Source organism: Enterococcus malodoratus, assembly GCF_027659535.1.
Classification (GTDB): Bacteria; Bacillota; Bacilli; order Lactobacillales; family Enterococcaceae; genus Enterococcus_A; species Enterococcus_A malodoratus.
On sequence record NZ_JAQDPG010000002.1, the window covers coordinates 467698 to 485075 of the forward strand.

The window sequence follows — 17378 nt, forward strand, 5'->3', positions numbered from 1 at the left end:
CTAGGCTCACCCTCGTATTTTTTGGACTAATTTTTCATTTACATAAACAGAAACCTGACCATCATTTACCGGAAATGTTCCTTGGCCATTTTCATCTAAAACAATTTTCGCCTCATTATTTCCAAGCAAATCAACAAAAGTCTCTCCTTCATGAATGGCACTGATAGTCATTTCTTTTTCCCCGCCTTTGGCATTGGTCATAATAACTGCCGCACCGGATTCAGCTTGGTCAAACTCGCCAGTTAATGTCCAACCAATCACATCTGGATCGTCGAAATAATCTGCTTGGCTCCCAAAGTTTAACTCCTCCCGTAATTTAATCATGGAGTTTAAACCCTCTCCAACAGCTTCAGCATTTTCTGTTCCGTAAAGATCTCCCCAAAATACAACGGGAATCCCTTCATTTCTTAATAAAATCAAACTATAGCCATGCAGCTTAAACCAACCTTCTACCCATGACTCTAAACTCTGACCGTGTTGCGTATCATGATTATCCACAAATGTTACGGACCAGTCGGGACGGGTTTCAATCAGCGTTCCGGCAAAAATTTGCCGCATATCGAATTCACCCATAGTTGAGGCCGCCTGAAACAAATTAAAATGCAATGGCACATCAAAAAGTGAAATTAGATTGCCTGATGAGTCCAAATATTCTTGCAGTTTTTCTAACTCATCCGACCAATATTCACCAACAACAAAAAGTTCTTCGTCTTTTTCCTCGCGTCGATGCAAAATCCAATCCACAAATAGGTCAAATCGAATATGTTTGACTGCATCCAAGCGGTATCCGTCGACTCCTGTCACCTCTTGGTACCATTTTCCCCACTTGTCCAGTTGTTCGATAGTTTCAGGATTTTCCATGTCTAGATTACAACCCATCAAATAATCAAAGTTGCCGTTTTCATCGTCAACTTTTGGTTCCCATCCTTTGTCGGCGAAGTTGAAGATTGCATGATCCTTTTCACGGGCATCATAATCAACACCAGAAAAATTCTTCCAATTCCATTGATAGTCGTTGTATTTCCCTTGCCGACCAGGAAAAGTAAATTTTGTCCAAGCCTCAATTTCTTCTGTCCCAGAACTTGGTTTGGTTCGATCATCAAATTGATAAGAAACTGCTGAGACAACTTCTGTCTCATCGGCCCCCATAAAATGATCAAAAACGATATCAGCATAAACCTTCAAACCAGCTTTTTTCAATGCAGCAACACTGCTCAAATATTCTTCTTTCGTTCCATACTTGGTTCGAACGCTCCCCTTTTGGTCGAATTCACCAAGATCATAAAGATCATAGGTTCCATAACCAACATCATTCGCGCCTTCAGCTCCTTTATAAGCCGGCGGCATCCAGATAGCATTAATTCCAAAGCGACGTAGTTCTTCTGCTTTTTCAGCCAACGTTTTCCAATGATTGCCGTCAGCAGGAAGATACCATTCAAATCCTTGTAAAATTGTTTGTTTTCCCATAATCTTCACCTCTATATCTATCATACAGAAAATGAGAGTTTCTTCATAATAAGATGAATCAAATTCAACATCTTAAATGTTTTTGGATGTTTATGACCGTTTATGGTTGAAATGCAAAAATAATTGTGGTAATATTTCAAATGAAGGAGGATTGAAAATGCTTACAGAAGAACGACATAAAAAAATTATTGAGTGGCTAGAACGCGATGGATTGGTTAAATCACAAGATTTAGTGCTGTGGTTGGACTCTTCTGAGTCGACGGTTCGCCGCGACCTGCAGGAGTTGGAAGACTTAGGTTTATTGGAGCGCGTCCACGGTGGTGCAAAACGGCCACAACATCTTGAACAAGAACTTGGAATGACTGAAAAATCATCCAAAAACGTTCAACAGAAAAAAATTGTTGCCAAATATGCTGCGGATTGTATAGCTGAAGGCGATGTCATCTATTTAGATGCCGGCACCACGACTTCAGAAATGATTCCTTTTCTAATCAATCAAGCAATCACAGTCGTGACGAATTCAGTTGGTCTTGCGGCACGTTTAGTAGAAGCTCAAATTGCGACAATCGTATTAGGCGGTCGAATAAAATTGACCACTGATGCCGTTGTAGGTTCTCAGGCTTTAGAACAATTGAAACAATATCGTTTCAATAAAGCCTTTATGGGTATGAATGGTATTCATATTGAGAGCGGCTACTCCACCCCTGATCCTGAGGAAGCGATTTTAAAACGCGCCGCGATCCAACAAGCCGAAGAAGCCTTCGTGCTTGTTGACCATAGCAAATTTAATCAAACAAGCTTTGTTAGTGTCGCTCCATTGTCAGCAGCTTCGATCCTCACAGATACCTGTCCTTTGGTTATCCATGATCAAATCACAGCACAAACTACCTTGAAGGAGGTTTCTGTATGATTTATACAGTTACACTAAACCCATCGATTGATTATATCGTTCATGTCGATCAACTAACAATTGGTGATGTCAATCGAATGAAAAGCGATTTAAAATTGCCTGGAGGAAAAGGCATCAATGTTTCACGTATTTTGAAACGGATTGATAATGATTCGACTGCTCTAGGTTTTCTCGGCGGCTTTACCGGTCGTTTCATCGAAGAATGGTTGGAACGCGAAACCATTCAAACAAATTTCACGACAGTCGCTGACGACACTCGAATCAATATCAAATTGAAAGCCAGCGAAGAAACCGAAATTAACGGACAAGGGCCTATCGTTTCAGAGAACGAAATGGACGCGTTAAAAAAAGTTTTAGGGAATTTAGCGGCGGAAGATATCGTTGTTTTATCTGGAAGTAAACCAGGCAGTGTTCCCACTGGCTTTTATCAAGAATTAATAAAAATCATTAGATCACAAGGGGCTTCATTCGTCATTGATACTACCGGGACCGATTTAATGGATGCATTGGAAAACGGCCCTCTATTGGTAAAACCTAATAATCATGAATTGGCCGATTTATATCAAACAACATTCAATTCGGTTGAAGATATTTATCCGTTCGGTCAACGCTTATTAGATGAAGGTGCACAACATGCGTTAGTTTCTATGGCTGGCGACGGAGCGTTACTATTTACTAAGGATGGTATTTACCGCTCGAATGTCCTGAAACGTCCGGTTAAAAATTCCGTCGGCGCTGGTGATTCAATGATTGCTGGATTTGTTGGTAATTTTACCAAAAAGCAAGATCCTGTTGAAGCATTCAAATGGGGCGTCGCTTGCGGAAGTGCTACGACTTTTTCAGACGATTTAGCCACAGCAGATTTTATTCAAGCTTTATTACCGGAAGTACAAATCACGAAAGTAAAATAGACTTGGTTTGCCCTTCTGTTAAAAAATATGTACCCTACTAGAATTTGGAGGAATTATGATGGATATTAAAGATTTATTGATCAAAGATGCCATGATTATGGACCTGCAGGCGACGACTAAAAAAGCCGCAATCGATGAAATGGTGCAAAAAATGTATGATGCCGGTCGAATCTCGGATATTGATGTTTACAAAGAAGGTATTTTAAATCGTGAAGCTCAAACTTCAACTGGTTTAGGCGATGGTATCGCGATGCCTCACGCAAAAAACAGTGCAGTTAAAGAAGCTACGGTTTTATTCGCAAAAAGTAAAAATGGTGTCGATTATGAATCATTAGACGGCCAACCTACCTACCTATTCTTTATGATTGCTGCTCCTGAAGGTGCCAACGATACTCACCTCCAAGCTTTAGCAGCGTTATCACGACTTTTGATCGACCCTGATTTTGTTGCAAAACTGAAAACAGCGGAAACGCCTGATCAAGTCCAAGCTACTTTTGAAGCGGCGGAAAAGGCAAAAGAGGCTGAAGAAAAAGCCGAAGCTGAAGAAAAAATCAAGGATACTAACCGTCAGTATATTGTTGCGGTAACTGCCTGCCCTACTGGAATCGCTCATACCTACATGGCTGAAGATGCTTTGAAGAAAAAAGCAAAAGAAATGGGCGTTGATATTAAGGTTGAAACAAATGGTTCAGAAGGAATCAAACATCGCCTAACTGACGAAGATATTTCTCGGGCAGCTGGTGTCATTGTGGCAGCTGACAAAAAGGTTGAAATGAATCGTTTCAATGGAAAAGAATTGGTTAACCGTCCAGTAAGCGATGGTATTCGCAAGCCAGAGGAATTAATCAACTTGGCTTTAAGCGGAACTGCTCCTGTCTACCATGGCAATGGCGAAGAAGCTTCATCTGAGGAAGAAAAAAGCGATAACGGAACACTAGGTCAACGGATTTATAAAGATTTGATGAACGGTGTTTCACATATGCTGCCATTCGTTATCGGCGGCGGAATCATGATTGCTTTATCATTCATGATCGACCAGTTTATGGGCGTACCACATTCTGAATTGGCAAACTTAGGGAACTACAACCAAGTTGCTAGATGGTTCAACCAAATCGGTGGTGCTGCATTCGGCTTCATGCTTCCTGTACTTGCCGGATTTATCGCATCAAGTATTGCTGATCGTCCTGGTTTAATCGCTGGTTTTGCCGCTGGTGCTTTAGCAAATGCCGGTGGTGCTGGTTTCCTAGGTGCATTGATTGGCGGCTTCCTTGCCGGCTATGTCATCATTTTCTTGAAGAAACTATTTAAAAACTTGCCTAAATCACTTGAAGGAATCAAAGCCATTCTCTTTTATCCCTTCTTTGGATTAATGATTACTGGTTTCTTGATGCTTCTAGTCAATGTTCCTATGAAAGCAATTAACGATGGATTAAATGGTTTCTTAACTGGTCTTAGCGGGTCAAACGCCATCTTATTGGGTGCTTTGCTAGGCGGCATGATGGCTATTGACTTAGGTGGTCCAATCAATAAAGCAGCATATGTCTTCGGTACTGCAACATTAGCTTCATCTGTTGCACAAGGTGGTTCAATCGTGATGGCAGCGGTAATGGCCGGCGGGATGGTTCCTCCATTGGCAATTTTTGTTGCTACTCGTTTGTTCAAAAACAAATTTGAAAAGAGCCAAGTTGATGCCGGTTTGACAAATATCGTCATGGGACTTTCCTTCGTTACAGAAGGCGCAATTCCATTTGCAGCAGCCGATCCAATTCGTGTCATTCCAAGTTTTGTTGTTGGTTCAGCTCTAGCTGGTGGTTTAGTCGGAGCAGTTGGAATCAAATTGCTTGCTCCTCACGGTGGGATCTTCGTTGTGCTGTTGTTGAGCCACCCATTACTATATCTGTTGTTTATCGCTATCGGCGCGATTGTTTCAGGTGTTATCTATGGTTTAGTAAAAAAACCAGTAGCTCAATAAACTAAAAAAATTCCACTCTCGATATGAGAGTGGAATTTTTTTACATCCAACGATCTTTTCTATGAATACGAACTGGCTGAGGTTTTGGTTTGATCATAAATAAGATCATACCAATAAAGAAAACTGCAATTGATAAAGGAATCTCTAATGCTGCAAGCGGCAACGCAAAAATCAGTCCAACAATCAGTAAACAACTACCCATAATCTTGATATATCTTCGATCCATACTAACCTCTCCTTTTTTCATATTAAAGAATTACCTTTTCCAAAGAAAAATAATTCGATTTTCAAGCCAAATATCATCCTATCAAATTTCAAGAATATCCAATTGATTTTTAGCCGATACTTTTTTCTGATCAATAAACGAAACAATCAAATGCTTCGCCTCCTTTTCCAAAGAAAAGGTCAATGAATCATTTTTTCGACTAACCTGATGAATCGTCATATCTTTTAGTGCCAGCTTCAATTCTTCCAACGGAAAATCCAAAAAAGCTTTCTTTGGAATAAATAATTGTAAAACAGCTGTGTACTCTTTGTAGCGCATATCTTGGATCTCAAATTCAATCGAATCTCGAATATAATACTCGAAAGCCGCTAAGCCTTTGTCTAATGTTAACTCAGGATACAGGATGTGATAATTCATCATTCGTTCACTCTCATCATCAATCCACGGAAAATAGGCTAACGCGTTTAGCCCGCCCTTCATTCGATTTACTCGATACTGATTGGTTAAAAAATTATAAGTGCGGGTCACAAAATATGAGGCATCACTTTTTTCGGTTGGCTGAAATTGATCGTTTTGATATTGTACCGTTTGAATGACTGTATCTTCAAATGCAAATTCAATATACGGTTGCTTCAATAACCCGACGCCGTTTGTATAAGACAATTGTGAAATACCCAATTGATCACGGAACAACTGTTGAAATTTCAAATTCGCCTCTTCCTGCCATTGGAAAGGGTCCTTGTGTAATTCAAAAAAAACTCCCGAACCAAGCTCTGCCACTCGCTCAACTTGTTGAATATCCAACAAAAGCTGTCTAGCAAATAACTTTTTGTAAGGTTCGCCCAAAAACAACCACCAACACGCCGTTAAGCAAACACCTTTATAGAAAACATCATAACCAGGAAAAACATTGCAATCTACTACAATATCGCCATTAAGTCCCTTCATCATTGGCAGTGCATTGGTCTCATCAGCCGTTTCGAATGATCGACGCTTTGAGAGTTCGCTTGTATTATGATACAAGTATTCTTCATAGGAACGAATATAAGCAAAGAAACCATGTTCAATCAACCGGGATTTTAAATAATCTAGATAGACAGTCTCCCAATAATAAAAGTTTTTCTTGTTGATAATACATTTTTCAAACAAGGTATCGCCTAAGACGTGAATAGTGGTTTCTTCCTCCGCATTTTTTAGTTGCAGCCAGAAATCTTCCTTCATACCAAAGTCTGCGATAACTTGTTGCAAAAGTCTCAGATCAAATGCCCGCTCTTTTCCGTTAATCAACATCATGTCTGGTTCCAGCAATAGACGACTCATGATTAGCCAATCATTGATCTTCGATTGAATATCGGCTTGCTTTAAATCGTAAAGCTGGCTGACGCTATATAACTTTTGATTTTTTTCCATTGCCTTCCCCTTTCTCATTACTCTATTATAATTATATCTTAAAGATTTAAAAAACCCTATGAAATTGATTACTAAGTTTCAAAAAATTGTATACTATAATAAATTGTGTTAAAACTAAAAATGGAGGTGTTTTAGATGGGCCTGAAATTTGAGAAAACCGATGATTTAGATAAGTTGTTTGAATCATTTGCAGTTGATCCAGACAAAAAAGTGCAGAAGGACGAGGACATCCAAAAGTTCTTAAAACCAAAAATTGAACAAACAGATAAAAAAAAGGATCAGGCTTAAGCCTGATCCTTTTCGATTGCAGCTTCAATTGCCTGCCAAGCTTCTTCTTTTCCTTTTTTTGTTTCCGAAGAGAAAAGAATGAAAGTATCATTTGGATCAAAATCTAATTTTTTCTTGATAGCACTAGTATGCTTATTCCACTTCCCACGAGGTATCTTATCAGCCTTTGTTGCAACGACGATCACTGGAAGGTTATAGTATTTCAGAAATTCATACATTTGAATGTCTTCTTTACTAGGATCATGCCGTACATCAACTAATGAGACTACTGCACGCAGTTGTTTTCGCGTAGTAATGTACGTCTCGATCATTTCGCCCCATTTTGCCCGCTCAGTCTTAGAGACTTTTGCATAGCCGTAACCAGGTACGTCAACAAAATGCAAAGCATTTTCGATTAAATAAAAATTTAAAGTCTGCGTTTTTCCTGGTTTACCTGAGGTACGAGCCAAATTTTTTCGATCTATCAACGTATTGATGAAGGAAGATTTGCCTACATTCGAACGTCCAGCCAACGCTATTTCAGGTAAATCAGTTTCAGGATATTGTTTTGGTGAGACCGCGCTGATAACGATCTCTGCATTATGCACTTTCATTCTTCCACGCCTTTCAAAAAGGGTTCACAAAGGAATTTGTGAACCCTTACGTACTAACCTGCTTTTTTCTTGTCGTTATGGTACTGAATAATTGGTTTTCCTGAACCCTCAACAGAATCCTTTGTAACGATTACTTTTTCAATGGATTCATCAGAAGGAATGTCAAACATAACATCCATCATGACATCTTCAATGATTGAACGTAAGCCGCGAGCTCCAGTATTACGAGCAATCGCTTTATCAGCAATTGCATTTAACGAGTCAGCGTCGAAAGCCAAATCAGTATCATCATACGAAAGTAATTTTTGATATTGTTTGACAAGCGCGTTCTTTGGTTCTGTTAAAATACGAACCAAATCTTCTGTCGTTAATTTCTCTAATGCCGTTGTCACAGGTAAACGTCCGATGAATTCTGGAATCAAACCAAATTTCAACAAATCTTCTGGTATGATCTGCTGCATAACACTTTCATCGTCGTCAATTTTTTTATTGTTTTGACCAAATCCGATCGTCTTTTCACCTAAACGGTTCTTAACAATCGTTTCGATCCCATCAAAAGCTCCGCCAACGATAAATAAGATATTCGTTGTGTCGATTTGAATAAATTCTTGATGCGGATGTTTACGTCCACCCTGAGGCGGAACACTAGCAACAGTTCCCTCAAGAATTTTAAGCAAAGCTTGCTGAACCCCTTCGCCTGACACATCACGGGTAATCGAAACATTTTCACTCTTACGGGTGATTTTATCGATTTCATCAATATAAATGATTCCCTTTTCCGCACGTTCAACGTTGTAATCCGCAGCCTGCAACAGCTTTAATAAGATATTTTCAACATCTTCACCAACATAACCTGCCTCGGTCAAACTTGTTGCATCCGCAATTGCAAATGGGACGTTCAATGTTCTTGCCAAAGTCTGCGCTAAGAATGTTTTCCCTGAACCAGTTGGTCCAATCAAACAAATATTACTCTTTTGCAATTCGACTTCATCTATTCCATCATTCTCAGTATTCACTCGTTTATAGTGATTGTACACAGCAACTGATAAAGCTTTTTTTGCTCGATCTTGTCCGATAACGTATTGATTCAATACATCTAATAGTTCTTTCGGTTTTGGCACATCAATAAATTCACGAATAGCTTCCTCATGGAATTCTTCATCTATAATCTCTTTACAAAGGTCGATACATTCATTACAAATGTAAACTCCAGGACCCGCAACGACTTTCTTTACTTCCTCTTGGGTCTTTCCGCAAAATGAACAGCGAACTGTTTCACCTGCGCCTGTGCTTTCATACATGGCTTTCACCTCTTGTTTCATTCTCTACAAGTGTCTCCACGATTGCAGTCTTTATCTATAATAACATAAAGCCTTAAAAAGACAAAGAAACCAAGAGCAATTAAAAAGGAATTCTAAAAAAAAAAGTTCTCGAAAATTCGAGAACTTTTTTTCTTATTTTGCATACCAGGCCAAGCCTTCATAACGCCAACCTTTAGAGACTAAATTATTTTTCTCATTCGTGTTCAACGTATAATGATGTGAACCAGCTTTGGCATTAGGATTATATAAACGATGCAACGCATTTGATCCCCCAGAATACCAAGAAACACCTTCATAACGCCAGCCTTTAGAGACTAAATTGTTTTTCTCATTCGCATTCAGCGTATAATGATGATCTCCTGCGTTCGGATTGTACAAACGATAGACCGGATTTCCTGAAGTCGGTCCATTCCAACCAATCCCTTCATATCTCCAACCCTTTGAAACCAAATTATTTTTTTCTGCAACGTTCTGTGTGTAGAAATGCTCTCCGCTATTTGGATTGTATACACGATACATTTGCACACTGTTTGCCGGTGGTGTTGGTGTAGGGTTACTGAATGTCGATGTATAATCCGCATTAATATCAAAATTACCGCTAACACCTGGGAATGATAGTTGTGAAGACCACTGCCAAGCGCCATATTGAGTATAGAAGTTCGTAGTCGAAAGATTATAAGGGTATGCTGCTACCCATATATTTTTATTACCGATAGTTGCAGCATTAATACGCCCAGTAGTTAACCAATTTAACCCAATATAATGGCGTACATTACCATACCCTAGCGATTTTAATCGATTTTCGAAAGCTCTAGAATTATTGGTATGGTTTCCTTTACCAAGGATCTGTGGTTCCTCGATATCATTTACCATCACGGTACCACTACTAAGACCAAATCTTTTGGCCGCAGCTGCAAAATAATTGGCCTCTGCAACTGCTTGTGCATCACTTGTGAACCAACTATAGTGATAAGCAGAAACTTTCATTCCAGCTGCCATCGCGTTATTGATTTAAGATTGCGCATTAGGATTTGTGTAGCTCGTTGCTTCTGTTAATTTGACAACAACTCCCGTAACGCCATAGTCTTTCATTTTTTGAAAGTTCGCAACGGAAATGTTTCCGTTATGGGAAGATATATCAACGAAACTTTTACTTGGTGTATTCGTATTTGTCGCCGAAACAGATGGTAATGATGCAAATAACTGTATCGTTGGATAAAGATCCGAACGCCCTTTCGGCAGGCTCATTGTTCCTTCAGCCGTATCAATTTGTGTCTCAGGTACTACCATTTCTTCTTCCGTTGAGCTGTTACTCTCGGTTGTTTTTGTTGCAGCTGACGAAGTATCCGTCGTCGAATCGCTGTTCGTGGTTGTCTCAACCGTTTGGTCATCGTTCGCCTGCTGAGTTTCTTCGGCTAAAGCAATCGGTGCAGAGCTTAACAATAATATCGTTAAAAGGCTCACTCCTAGAATTTTTTTCTTCATTTTCTCCTCCTTAAGGTCTGAAAGCACTAATTAAATATAAAAACGAAAATTAGCTCGATTTATTAACAATTCAATATTACCAAATTTAAGGATTATTTTGAAGTTATTCGTTATAAATATCTATAAAAAACTGAAAAACTAAGTTATTTACTGGGCTCAAAATTGTGTTACTTATTTCAAATGCTCCTATAAAAAAAGTATGTAGCACAAAACATGTGCTACATACTCAAATTTCTGCTTAGCTTCACTAATTATTAGTTAGGTTCACAGCATTAGAAATTATTTTTCTACGGCTGTTCCCGTTACCAATTCAACAGCTTTTTTCATTTTAATGTCATGCTCTAACATATCTTCTGTTAGGACGCGACGAATTTGATCTTCTGGCATTTGATACATTTCAGCCAATTCTTTGATTTCTTTAGCGATGTCTTCTTCAGAAGCCTCGATTTTTTCTGCTTCAACGATTGTTTCCATCACTAAGTTTGTTTTAACACGGCCTTCTGCTTCACCTTCAAATTGAGTGTGAAGATCCTCTTCAGTAGAACCAGTCAATTGATAATACATTTCAGGTGAAATACCTTGACGTTGCATGTTGTTCAAGAATTCATCCATTGAACGGTGTACTTCATCATGCACCATTACGTGTGGTAGTTCAACGATTTCAGCATTTTCAACAGCTTGCTTGATTGCAGCTTCATCCTTTGCTTCTTTCGCAGCTTCTTCTTTTTGTTTTGTCAATTCATCACGGTATTTAGCTTTTAATTCGTCTAAAGAAGCTACTTCTTCGTCGACGTCTTTTGCAAAGTCATCATCTAATTCAGGCAACTCTTTTGCTTTAACTTCGTGAATCGTTACTTTGAAGATTGCTTCTTTACCAGCTAAGTCTTCAGCTTGATAGTCTTCTGGGAAAGTTACTGTTACGTCTAAGCTTTCGCCAGCTTTATGACCAACTAGTTGTTCTTCAAAACCTGGAATAAATGAGCCAGAGCCTAATTCAAGAGAATAGTTTTCTCCTTTTCCGCCTTCAAATGCTTCTTCACCAACAAAGCCTTCAAAGTCGATAACAGTTGTGTCGCCATTTTCGGCAGCTTCGTCTTCTTTAATTACTAATTCAGCTTGAGATTCTTGTTCAGTTTTCAAACGAGCATCTACATCAGCATCTGAAACCTCAACATCTTGTTTAGGAACTTCTAGTTCTTTGTAGTCTCCTAATTTTACTTCTGGTTTTACAGTTACTTCTGCTTTGATGACCCAAGCTTCGCCTTTTTCCATGCTGTCTACATCAATTTTTGGTTGAGAGACTGGATCAATGCCTGCTTCTTTAACAGCAGCTTCATAAGCTGTTGGTAATACATCGTTCAACGCATCTTCATACAACGCTTCTTCACCGTACATCCGGTTAAATACTTGGCGAGATACCTTCCCTTTGCGGAAGCCAGGTACATTTAGATTTTTTTTCACTTTGTTGAATGCATTTGTTAATCCTTTTTGAATCTCAGTTTGTTCAATTGAGAAAGTTAACACACCATCATTGGTGCCTGTTTTTTCAAAATTTGCAGTCACGTTTGTTCCCTCCGAATACTAATATACTTGCATTTTGCATACCATTAAATATTACACTACTGATTGTGAATTGTAAATATAAAGCTTTTACTCTCGGCATTTTTTAATGATAATCGAACATCAGTTGTTTTATTTTCTTTCTAATGGTTTCTATTCCCTCATCAAGAGGCTCCGATTGCTCAGAGTATTCCGTTAAATAACTGGCTACCCATGCTTTAGGTTTCATGAAGGAGCTTTGCAAAGGATACAAGAAGGCCATTTCTAACTTGACCTGTTCTAGTAAATTACTCAAAAGAATCGGATCATCATCTCCTAGTTGCTCATTCAAACGATTTTCAATTTCAATTTCTAACGTTCCGTCAGAGCCGGACTCTGCTGGCGACAGCTCCATGATTTCATCTTGAATCGTCAAATAGCGGACTTTATCAGAACTACCAACTCGAGCCAAACTTTCAAATAAATAGCTGCGAACTAGGGGAAACACTTTAGGATCGATCATGAACTTTTCGGACATTGATTTCAGAAGTTCTTCTGGAAGTTGCTTGATCTTTCTAACCAACATTAATTGCTCCATTGATGCAAGTGAAGGCAATTGATTTAATTCCGTTTCGAGTTGTCTCACCGCTGCCTGTTGCTGCTTTTGGTAAAATGCCTCTTGATCGTCAATACGCATCAGCCAAAGTTCTTTTTGCTCTTCAGTTAGATGCCTAACCTTTTGTGCCCTCCACAAGAACTCACGAGCGGCAAAAAAGTTCTGAGAATACACCTGAATCTGTAAATATAAATCGATTGCTTCTGGTGTCTCCAGATAGTCATCTGCCATTTCTTGTGCATATTCCAAAGATCCAACAAAGTCGCCTTGTTCTAAAGCGAGACTCGCAATCAGACGGTTAAGCTTAGGCGAAGGACTTATTTGGTATGCAAGTTTGTAATTTTCTAATGCCTGAAGATAGTTTCCTTCTGAAAAGGCCTCTTCAGCAAGAGTTAAATAATACTGATCATTATTGGGAAATTCTATCGGACTCATTCTTGTATAAACCCTCTCTAGCCGCTAACAAATTTAATGTTACAACACTGGTGTCAGAAAAATAGTCGCCAATGTGTTGTTTGTTTGGTGTAAAAATAGTTACAAGGTAACCTAACATAAAAATCGATCCACGTAGAACAAAACGACAGGCCCCTTCACGAACAAAAACAGTTTGCCAACTTAAGTCTTCCTCACTAAAGCAGACTACTCTGATTCCAAAAGCCATCTTACCAATCGTTTGACCATGATTTAGCTTTGTCATTAAAATAAAATACGCCAAATAGATCAATAATGCCAAAAAACCATAAATACTTAATAGTTCAGAACTCTTAGTTACATTTAATAAATTGGCAGGTAGGCCTAATAGGATTCCTGTGATCGCTGAAACACACAATAAATCTAACAAATACGCAAAAAATCGAATCCAAAAACCCGCATAAAAATAATCAGGATAATGATGGAACTGAGCTTTCCGCTTTTTCTTTTCAAGCAGCTGACTAACAGGACCCACTGCGGGTGGTCTTTGACTAGTTTCTTCAGTCATCTCTATTTACCTCCGTAAAGGTACATTGCCTTAGGAGCTTGTGGTGTGCCAACGCTTTCGACAATGTTTCTAATTAGATCTTCTTGTGATGGTTTAATTCCTTGCAGCTCTGCTAAGCTATTACCCAACCACGTATTCATAAAATTAGTAGATCCGCTAGTATATGAAACAACTTTCGCATCATTCAACCCTTTATCTTTCTTTAAGGCTTTCAGCGCTTGATCTGGATACCCAATGTTATCTACCAGACCATTCTCGACAGCTTGTGCTCCATCGTAAATTCTTCCATCAGCTAATTTACGCACTTGAGCTTCATCCATCTTTCGTCCTTCAGCGACAGTCTTGACAAATCGACCATACATGCTGTCCACGAAAGTCTGCAAAACTTCTTTATCCTCCTTCGTTTGCGGACGAGAAGAAGAGCCAATATCTTTTAATGCACCGCTTTTAATTGTTGCATCTGTAATTCCAAGTTTTTCCATTAATCCAGAATAGTTCATGCTAGACATAATAACGCCTATGGAACCTGTCATAGTGTCTTCTGTAGCATAAATCCGATCAGAATTGGCCGCGATATAATAGCCCCCGCTAGCCGCCTGGCTTTCCATCGAAGCATAAATAGGAATTTTTTTCTCCTTTTGAAGCTCTTTCAATGCACGGGTAATTTCCGCAGTTTCATAAACAGAGCCTCCAGGAGAGTTAATCTCTAGCAAAACTCCTTTTACAGTCGAATCTTTTTTGATCTTAGCCAATTGTTTCATAAAAGATTCATGATTATACCCTCCGCTAGAAAACAATCCACTTGTACCGTCATCCACAATCGTACCTTCTACTACTAACTTAACAATTTTTTTATTGCTCGAGCCAGACTCTTCGACTTTTTCTTGCGGCTCATCCGATCCATATAATAGTTCATTTACTTGACTTAGTTCTTTTTTATTATCATTTCTGCGGCTAATCGTTGATGACAGCACTGAAAAAAATAACAGTGCTATTGCGATAACGACAGCAACCCAACGTCTTTTATTCATCAGTTTCCTCCTAAATTCTAATATAGATTACGAATAACCAAAACTTTCTCTATCGGTCCATCGCCATTCATTTTTTCCGCTTTTTCTAGTAACGAATATCCGCCAAAAAATTCATGGGTTAAAGGATCTTCAATTTTGAATGATTGTGCTTCTTCAATACTTAAAGCGTCCGGATTAATTTCCTGAATACTATCCCATCCGGTATCTAAGAAAATTTTCGTTTCATCAGTGATTTTTGGATCTTCAGCAAGTTGTGTCAAAAATTTGCGTAATTCACCGACTGTTAGATTTTCTGGTTGATTCATTTAGTTTTCCCCTCTCATTTTTTTGTGAAATAAAAACTCACAAAAATTTAAATCAATAGAGAACAATATCTGCAAACAATAAGAAGTCATTGTATTAGTATCGCTCAGCAAATGATACTTCTTATTTTACCCTATTCTATAAATAGATGAAATGCAGAAGTCCCTTTGCTTTCCAATTCTTTTTCACAAATTCCATATATACCAATTAAGTAAAAATAAAAAAATATTTGACTAGTCGGATTGTTTATATTATATTAGTCATTGTTTCCGATAATAATACAAAAAAATCTTAATCATACCAATAAGATAGCGCCAGACCTCTTTTAGAGGTGACGAGGAAGAAGCTAATCGAACTATTCGGCGGGTAGCTTCAGGGTAGCTGTGCTCTACAGATCATTACAAAAACTTTATAAAAGAACAAAAAAATGGTCAGACAGCTCGGAAACATATAATGATAGGAAAGTAGGAAGACATTATGTGTGGAATCGTGGGAATTGTAGGAAATGAGCAGGCAACTAGCATTTTAGTTAATGGATTGGAAAAATTAGAGTATCGTGGTTATGACTCTGCTGGTATTTTTGTTGCTGATCATAATGAAGATTACTTAGTCAAATCGCAAGGACGTATCAAGGAATTAGCCGAGAAAATTGGAGAGGAAGTTCACGGCACAATTGGGATTGGCCATACACGTTGGGCAACTCATGGTGAACCAAGCGAAGAGAATGCTCATCCCCATACCTCACAAAGTAAACGTTTTGTGTTGGTTCATAACGGAGTAATCGAAAATTATGACGAGTTAAAACGGAAGTATTTAGCAAATGACGATTTTTACGGCGAAACTGATACGGAAATTGCTGTTCACTTGATTGAGTACTTTGCAGAACAAGGTATTTCGACTAAAGAAGCTTTTCGTAAGGCATTAATGGAAATTAATGGTTCTTACGCTTTTGGTTTAATCGACAAGAATGATCGTGAAACCATTTACGTTGCCAAAAACAAAAGCCCGTTGTTAATTGGATTAGGTGATGGTTTTAATGTTGTCTGCAGCGACGCGATGGCAATGTTAGAGCAGACCAATCAATTCGTAGAAATTAACGATGGCGAAATGGTCATCGTGACAAAAGATCGCGTAGAAATTGAAGATGAGGCTGGCAGCGAAATTCAACGTGCTCCTTATGAAGCAAAAATTGATCTTGCCGATATGGAAAAAGGCACCTACCCTTACTATATGTTGAAAGAAATTGACGAGCAACCAGCTACAATGCGTCGGATCATCAGTGAATACACAGATGAAACAGGAACCGTCGTTATTGAAGAGCCGTTGTTGCAAAGTTTATTGACCAGTGATCGCATTTACATCGTTGCCTGTGGCACAAGCAACAATGCTGGTTGGGCCAGCAAACAGATTATTGAGGGCTTAGCCAACATTCCAGTTGAGATTCACTTATCTAGTGAATTCGGCTACAATATGCCATTACTTTCAGAAAAACCATTCTTTATTTATCTTACTCAAAGTGGTGAAACCGCAGATAGTCGTCAAGTATTAGTGAAGACTAATAAATTGGGGTATCCTTCCCTAACTGTGACAAATGTTGCTAGTTCAACATTATCACGCGAAGCTAGTTATACAATGTTGTTACATGCGGGTCCAGAAATTGCAGTAGCATCTACCAAAGCATATACAGCTCAAATTGCAGCATTAACTGTTTTGGCAAAAGCCGTCGGTGAAGCAAAAAATATTCCGGCTGCAGAAGAGTTTGATTTGACAAAAGAATTAGGAATTGCCGCCAATGCGATGGATATAATGATCGCGGAAAAAACGATGATCGAAGGAATCGCAGAAGAATATTTGGCAACGACTCGTAATGCTTTCTATATCGGACGTTCAGAAGATTACTACGTTTCCATGGAAGTAGCTTTAAAACTAAAAGAAATTTCTTATATTCAAGCAGAAGGTTTCGCCGCTGGTGAATTGAAACACGGAACAATTGCGTTAGTTGAAGAAGGTACACCAGTTATCGGTATCATTACTGAGGCGGTGACAGCCCCTCACACTCGCGGAAATCTTCGTGAAGTAGAAAGTCGTGGTGCCCACACCTTAGTAATAGCATCAGAAGAATTAAGCAAAAAAGGCGATCAAATTATCTTACCGATCGTTCATCAATTCTTGCGTCCACTTGTCTCTGTAATTTCAGGACAACTGATTGCCTATTATGCAACGTTATTACGCGGATATGATGTTGATAAACCACGTAATCTAGCAAAATCAGTTACAGTTGAATAAGCAAAAAAAGGTTGAGATTTTTCTCAACCTTTTTTTCATA

Annotated in this window: 15 protein-coding genes and 1 pseudogene; 5 read left to right on the forward strand and 11 right to left on the reverse strand. The window is 38.7% G+C overall.

The window, feature by feature from the left end; translation table 11 throughout:
* Positions 1-6: 6 nt before the first annotated feature.
* Entirely contained in the window at positions 7-1467 is a 1461-nt protein-coding gene (locus tag PGP85_RS05575; RefSeq protein WP_270326455.1) for an alpha-amylase, read from the reverse strand.
* Between the two features lie 157 nt (positions 1468-1624).
* On the opposite strand from PGP85_RS05575, the gene PGP85_RS05580 reads away from it, so the two are divergent.
* Genes PGP85_RS05580 through PGP85_RS05590 form a run of 3 tightly spaced genes read left to right on the forward strand, consistent with a single transcriptional unit; the run spans position 1625 to position 5260 of the window.
* A complete protein-coding gene (locus tag PGP85_RS05580; protein WP_270326456.1) occupies positions 1625-2377 on the forward strand; it encodes a DeoR/GlpR family DNA-binding transcription regulator in 753 nt (250 codons plus the stop codon).
* Entirely contained in the window at positions 2374-3288 is a 915-nt protein-coding gene (gene pfkB, locus PGP85_RS05585) for a 1-phosphofructokinase (RefSeq protein ID WP_270326457.1), read from the forward strand. Before PGP85_RS05580 ends, pfkB begins: the two co-directional genes overlap by 4 nt.
* Before the next feature lie 58 nt (positions 3289-3346).
* Positions 3347-5260 carry a PTS fructose transporter subunit IIABC gene (locus tag PGP85_RS05590; RefSeq protein ID WP_270326459.1) on the forward strand — a complete coding sequence of 638 codons (1914 nt, stop codon included), beginning with the start codon at positions 3347-3349 and terminating at the stop codon, positions 5258-5260.
* 40 nt (positions 5261-5300) lie between these two features.
* On the opposite strand, the gene PGP85_RS05595 is transcribed toward PGP85_RS05590, so the two are convergent.
* Positions 5301-5486 carry a hypothetical protein gene (locus tag PGP85_RS05595; protein ID WP_010739016.1) on the reverse strand — a complete coding sequence of 62 codons (186 nt, stop codon included), beginning with the start codon at positions 5484-5486 and terminating at the stop codon, positions 5301-5303.
* Positions 5487-5567: 81 nt separating this feature from the next.
* Complete coding sequence (locus tag PGP85_RS05600) at positions 5568-6896, reverse strand: hypothetical protein (RefSeq protein ID WP_270326461.1); 1329 nt, start codon at positions 6894-6896, stop codon at positions 5568-5570.
* Positions 6897-7031: 135 nt separating this feature from the next.
* Between PGP85_RS05600 and PGP85_RS05605 the strand changes: the two genes are divergently transcribed.
* On the forward strand, positions 7032-7184 hold the full coding sequence (locus PGP85_RS05605; RefSeq protein ID WP_010739014.1) for an SPJ_0845 family protein: 153 nt from the start codon (positions 7032-7034) through the stop codon (positions 7182-7184).
* Here the strand turns inward: PGP85_RS05605 and yihA are convergent.
* The 8 genes and pseudogenes from yihA to PGP85_RS05645 form a co-directional block, all read right to left on the reverse strand.
* On the reverse strand, positions 7181-7777 hold the full coding sequence (gene yihA / locus PGP85_RS05610) for a ribosome biogenesis GTP-binding protein YihA/YsxC (RefSeq protein WP_010739013.1): 597 nt from the start codon (positions 7775-7777) through the stop codon (positions 7181-7183). The two genes, PGP85_RS05605 and yihA, sit on opposite strands and share 4 nt — an antisense overlap.
* Positions 7778-7830: 53 nt before the next feature.
* Complete coding sequence (gene clpX, locus PGP85_RS05615) at positions 7831-9078, reverse strand: ATP-dependent Clp protease ATP-binding subunit ClpX (protein WP_010739012.1); 1248 nt, start codon at positions 9076-9078, stop codon at positions 7831-7833.
* Between the two features lie 153 nt (positions 9079-9231).
* Positions 9232-10584, reverse strand: a pseudogene (locus PGP85_RS05620) (GH25 family lysozyme).
* Between the two features lie 279 nt (positions 10585-10863).
* Complete coding sequence (gene tig, locus PGP85_RS05625) at positions 10864-12147, reverse strand: trigger factor (RefSeq protein ID WP_090403476.1); 1284 nt, start codon at positions 12145-12147, stop codon at positions 10864-10866.
* A 103-nt stretch (positions 12148-12250) separates the two neighbouring features.
* The gene (locus PGP85_RS05630; protein WP_010739009.1) at positions 12251-13174 is read right to left on the reverse strand and encodes a tetratricopeptide repeat protein; all 924 of its coding nucleotides are present in this window, start codon (positions 13172-13174) and stop codon (positions 12251-12253) included.
* On the reverse strand, positions 13149-13718 hold the full coding sequence (locus PGP85_RS05635; protein WP_010739008.1) for an RDD family protein: 570 nt from the start codon (positions 13716-13718) through the stop codon (positions 13149-13151). The genes PGP85_RS05630 and PGP85_RS05635 overlap by 26 nt, the downstream gene beginning before the upstream one ends.
* Before the next feature lie 2 nt (positions 13719-13720).
* A complete protein-coding gene (gene sppA, locus PGP85_RS05640; protein WP_270326465.1) occupies positions 13721-14749 on the reverse strand; it encodes a signal peptide peptidase SppA in 1029 nt (342 codons plus the stop codon).
* Between the two features lie 17 nt (positions 14750-14766).
* Positions 14767-15054, reverse strand: coding sequence for a hypothetical protein (locus PGP85_RS05645; protein ID WP_010739006.1), 288 nt, complete (start codon positions 15052-15054; stop codon positions 14767-14769).
* Between the two features lie 475 nt (positions 15055-15529).
* On the opposite strand from PGP85_RS05645, the gene glmS reads away from it, so the two are divergent.
* Positions 15530-17338 carry a glutamine--fructose-6-phosphate transaminase (isomerizing) gene (glmS, locus tag PGP85_RS05650; RefSeq protein WP_270326467.1) on the forward strand — a complete coding sequence of 603 codons (1809 nt, stop codon included), beginning with the start codon at positions 15530-15532 and terminating at the stop codon, positions 17336-17338.
* Positions 17339-17378: the final 40 nt, after the last annotated feature.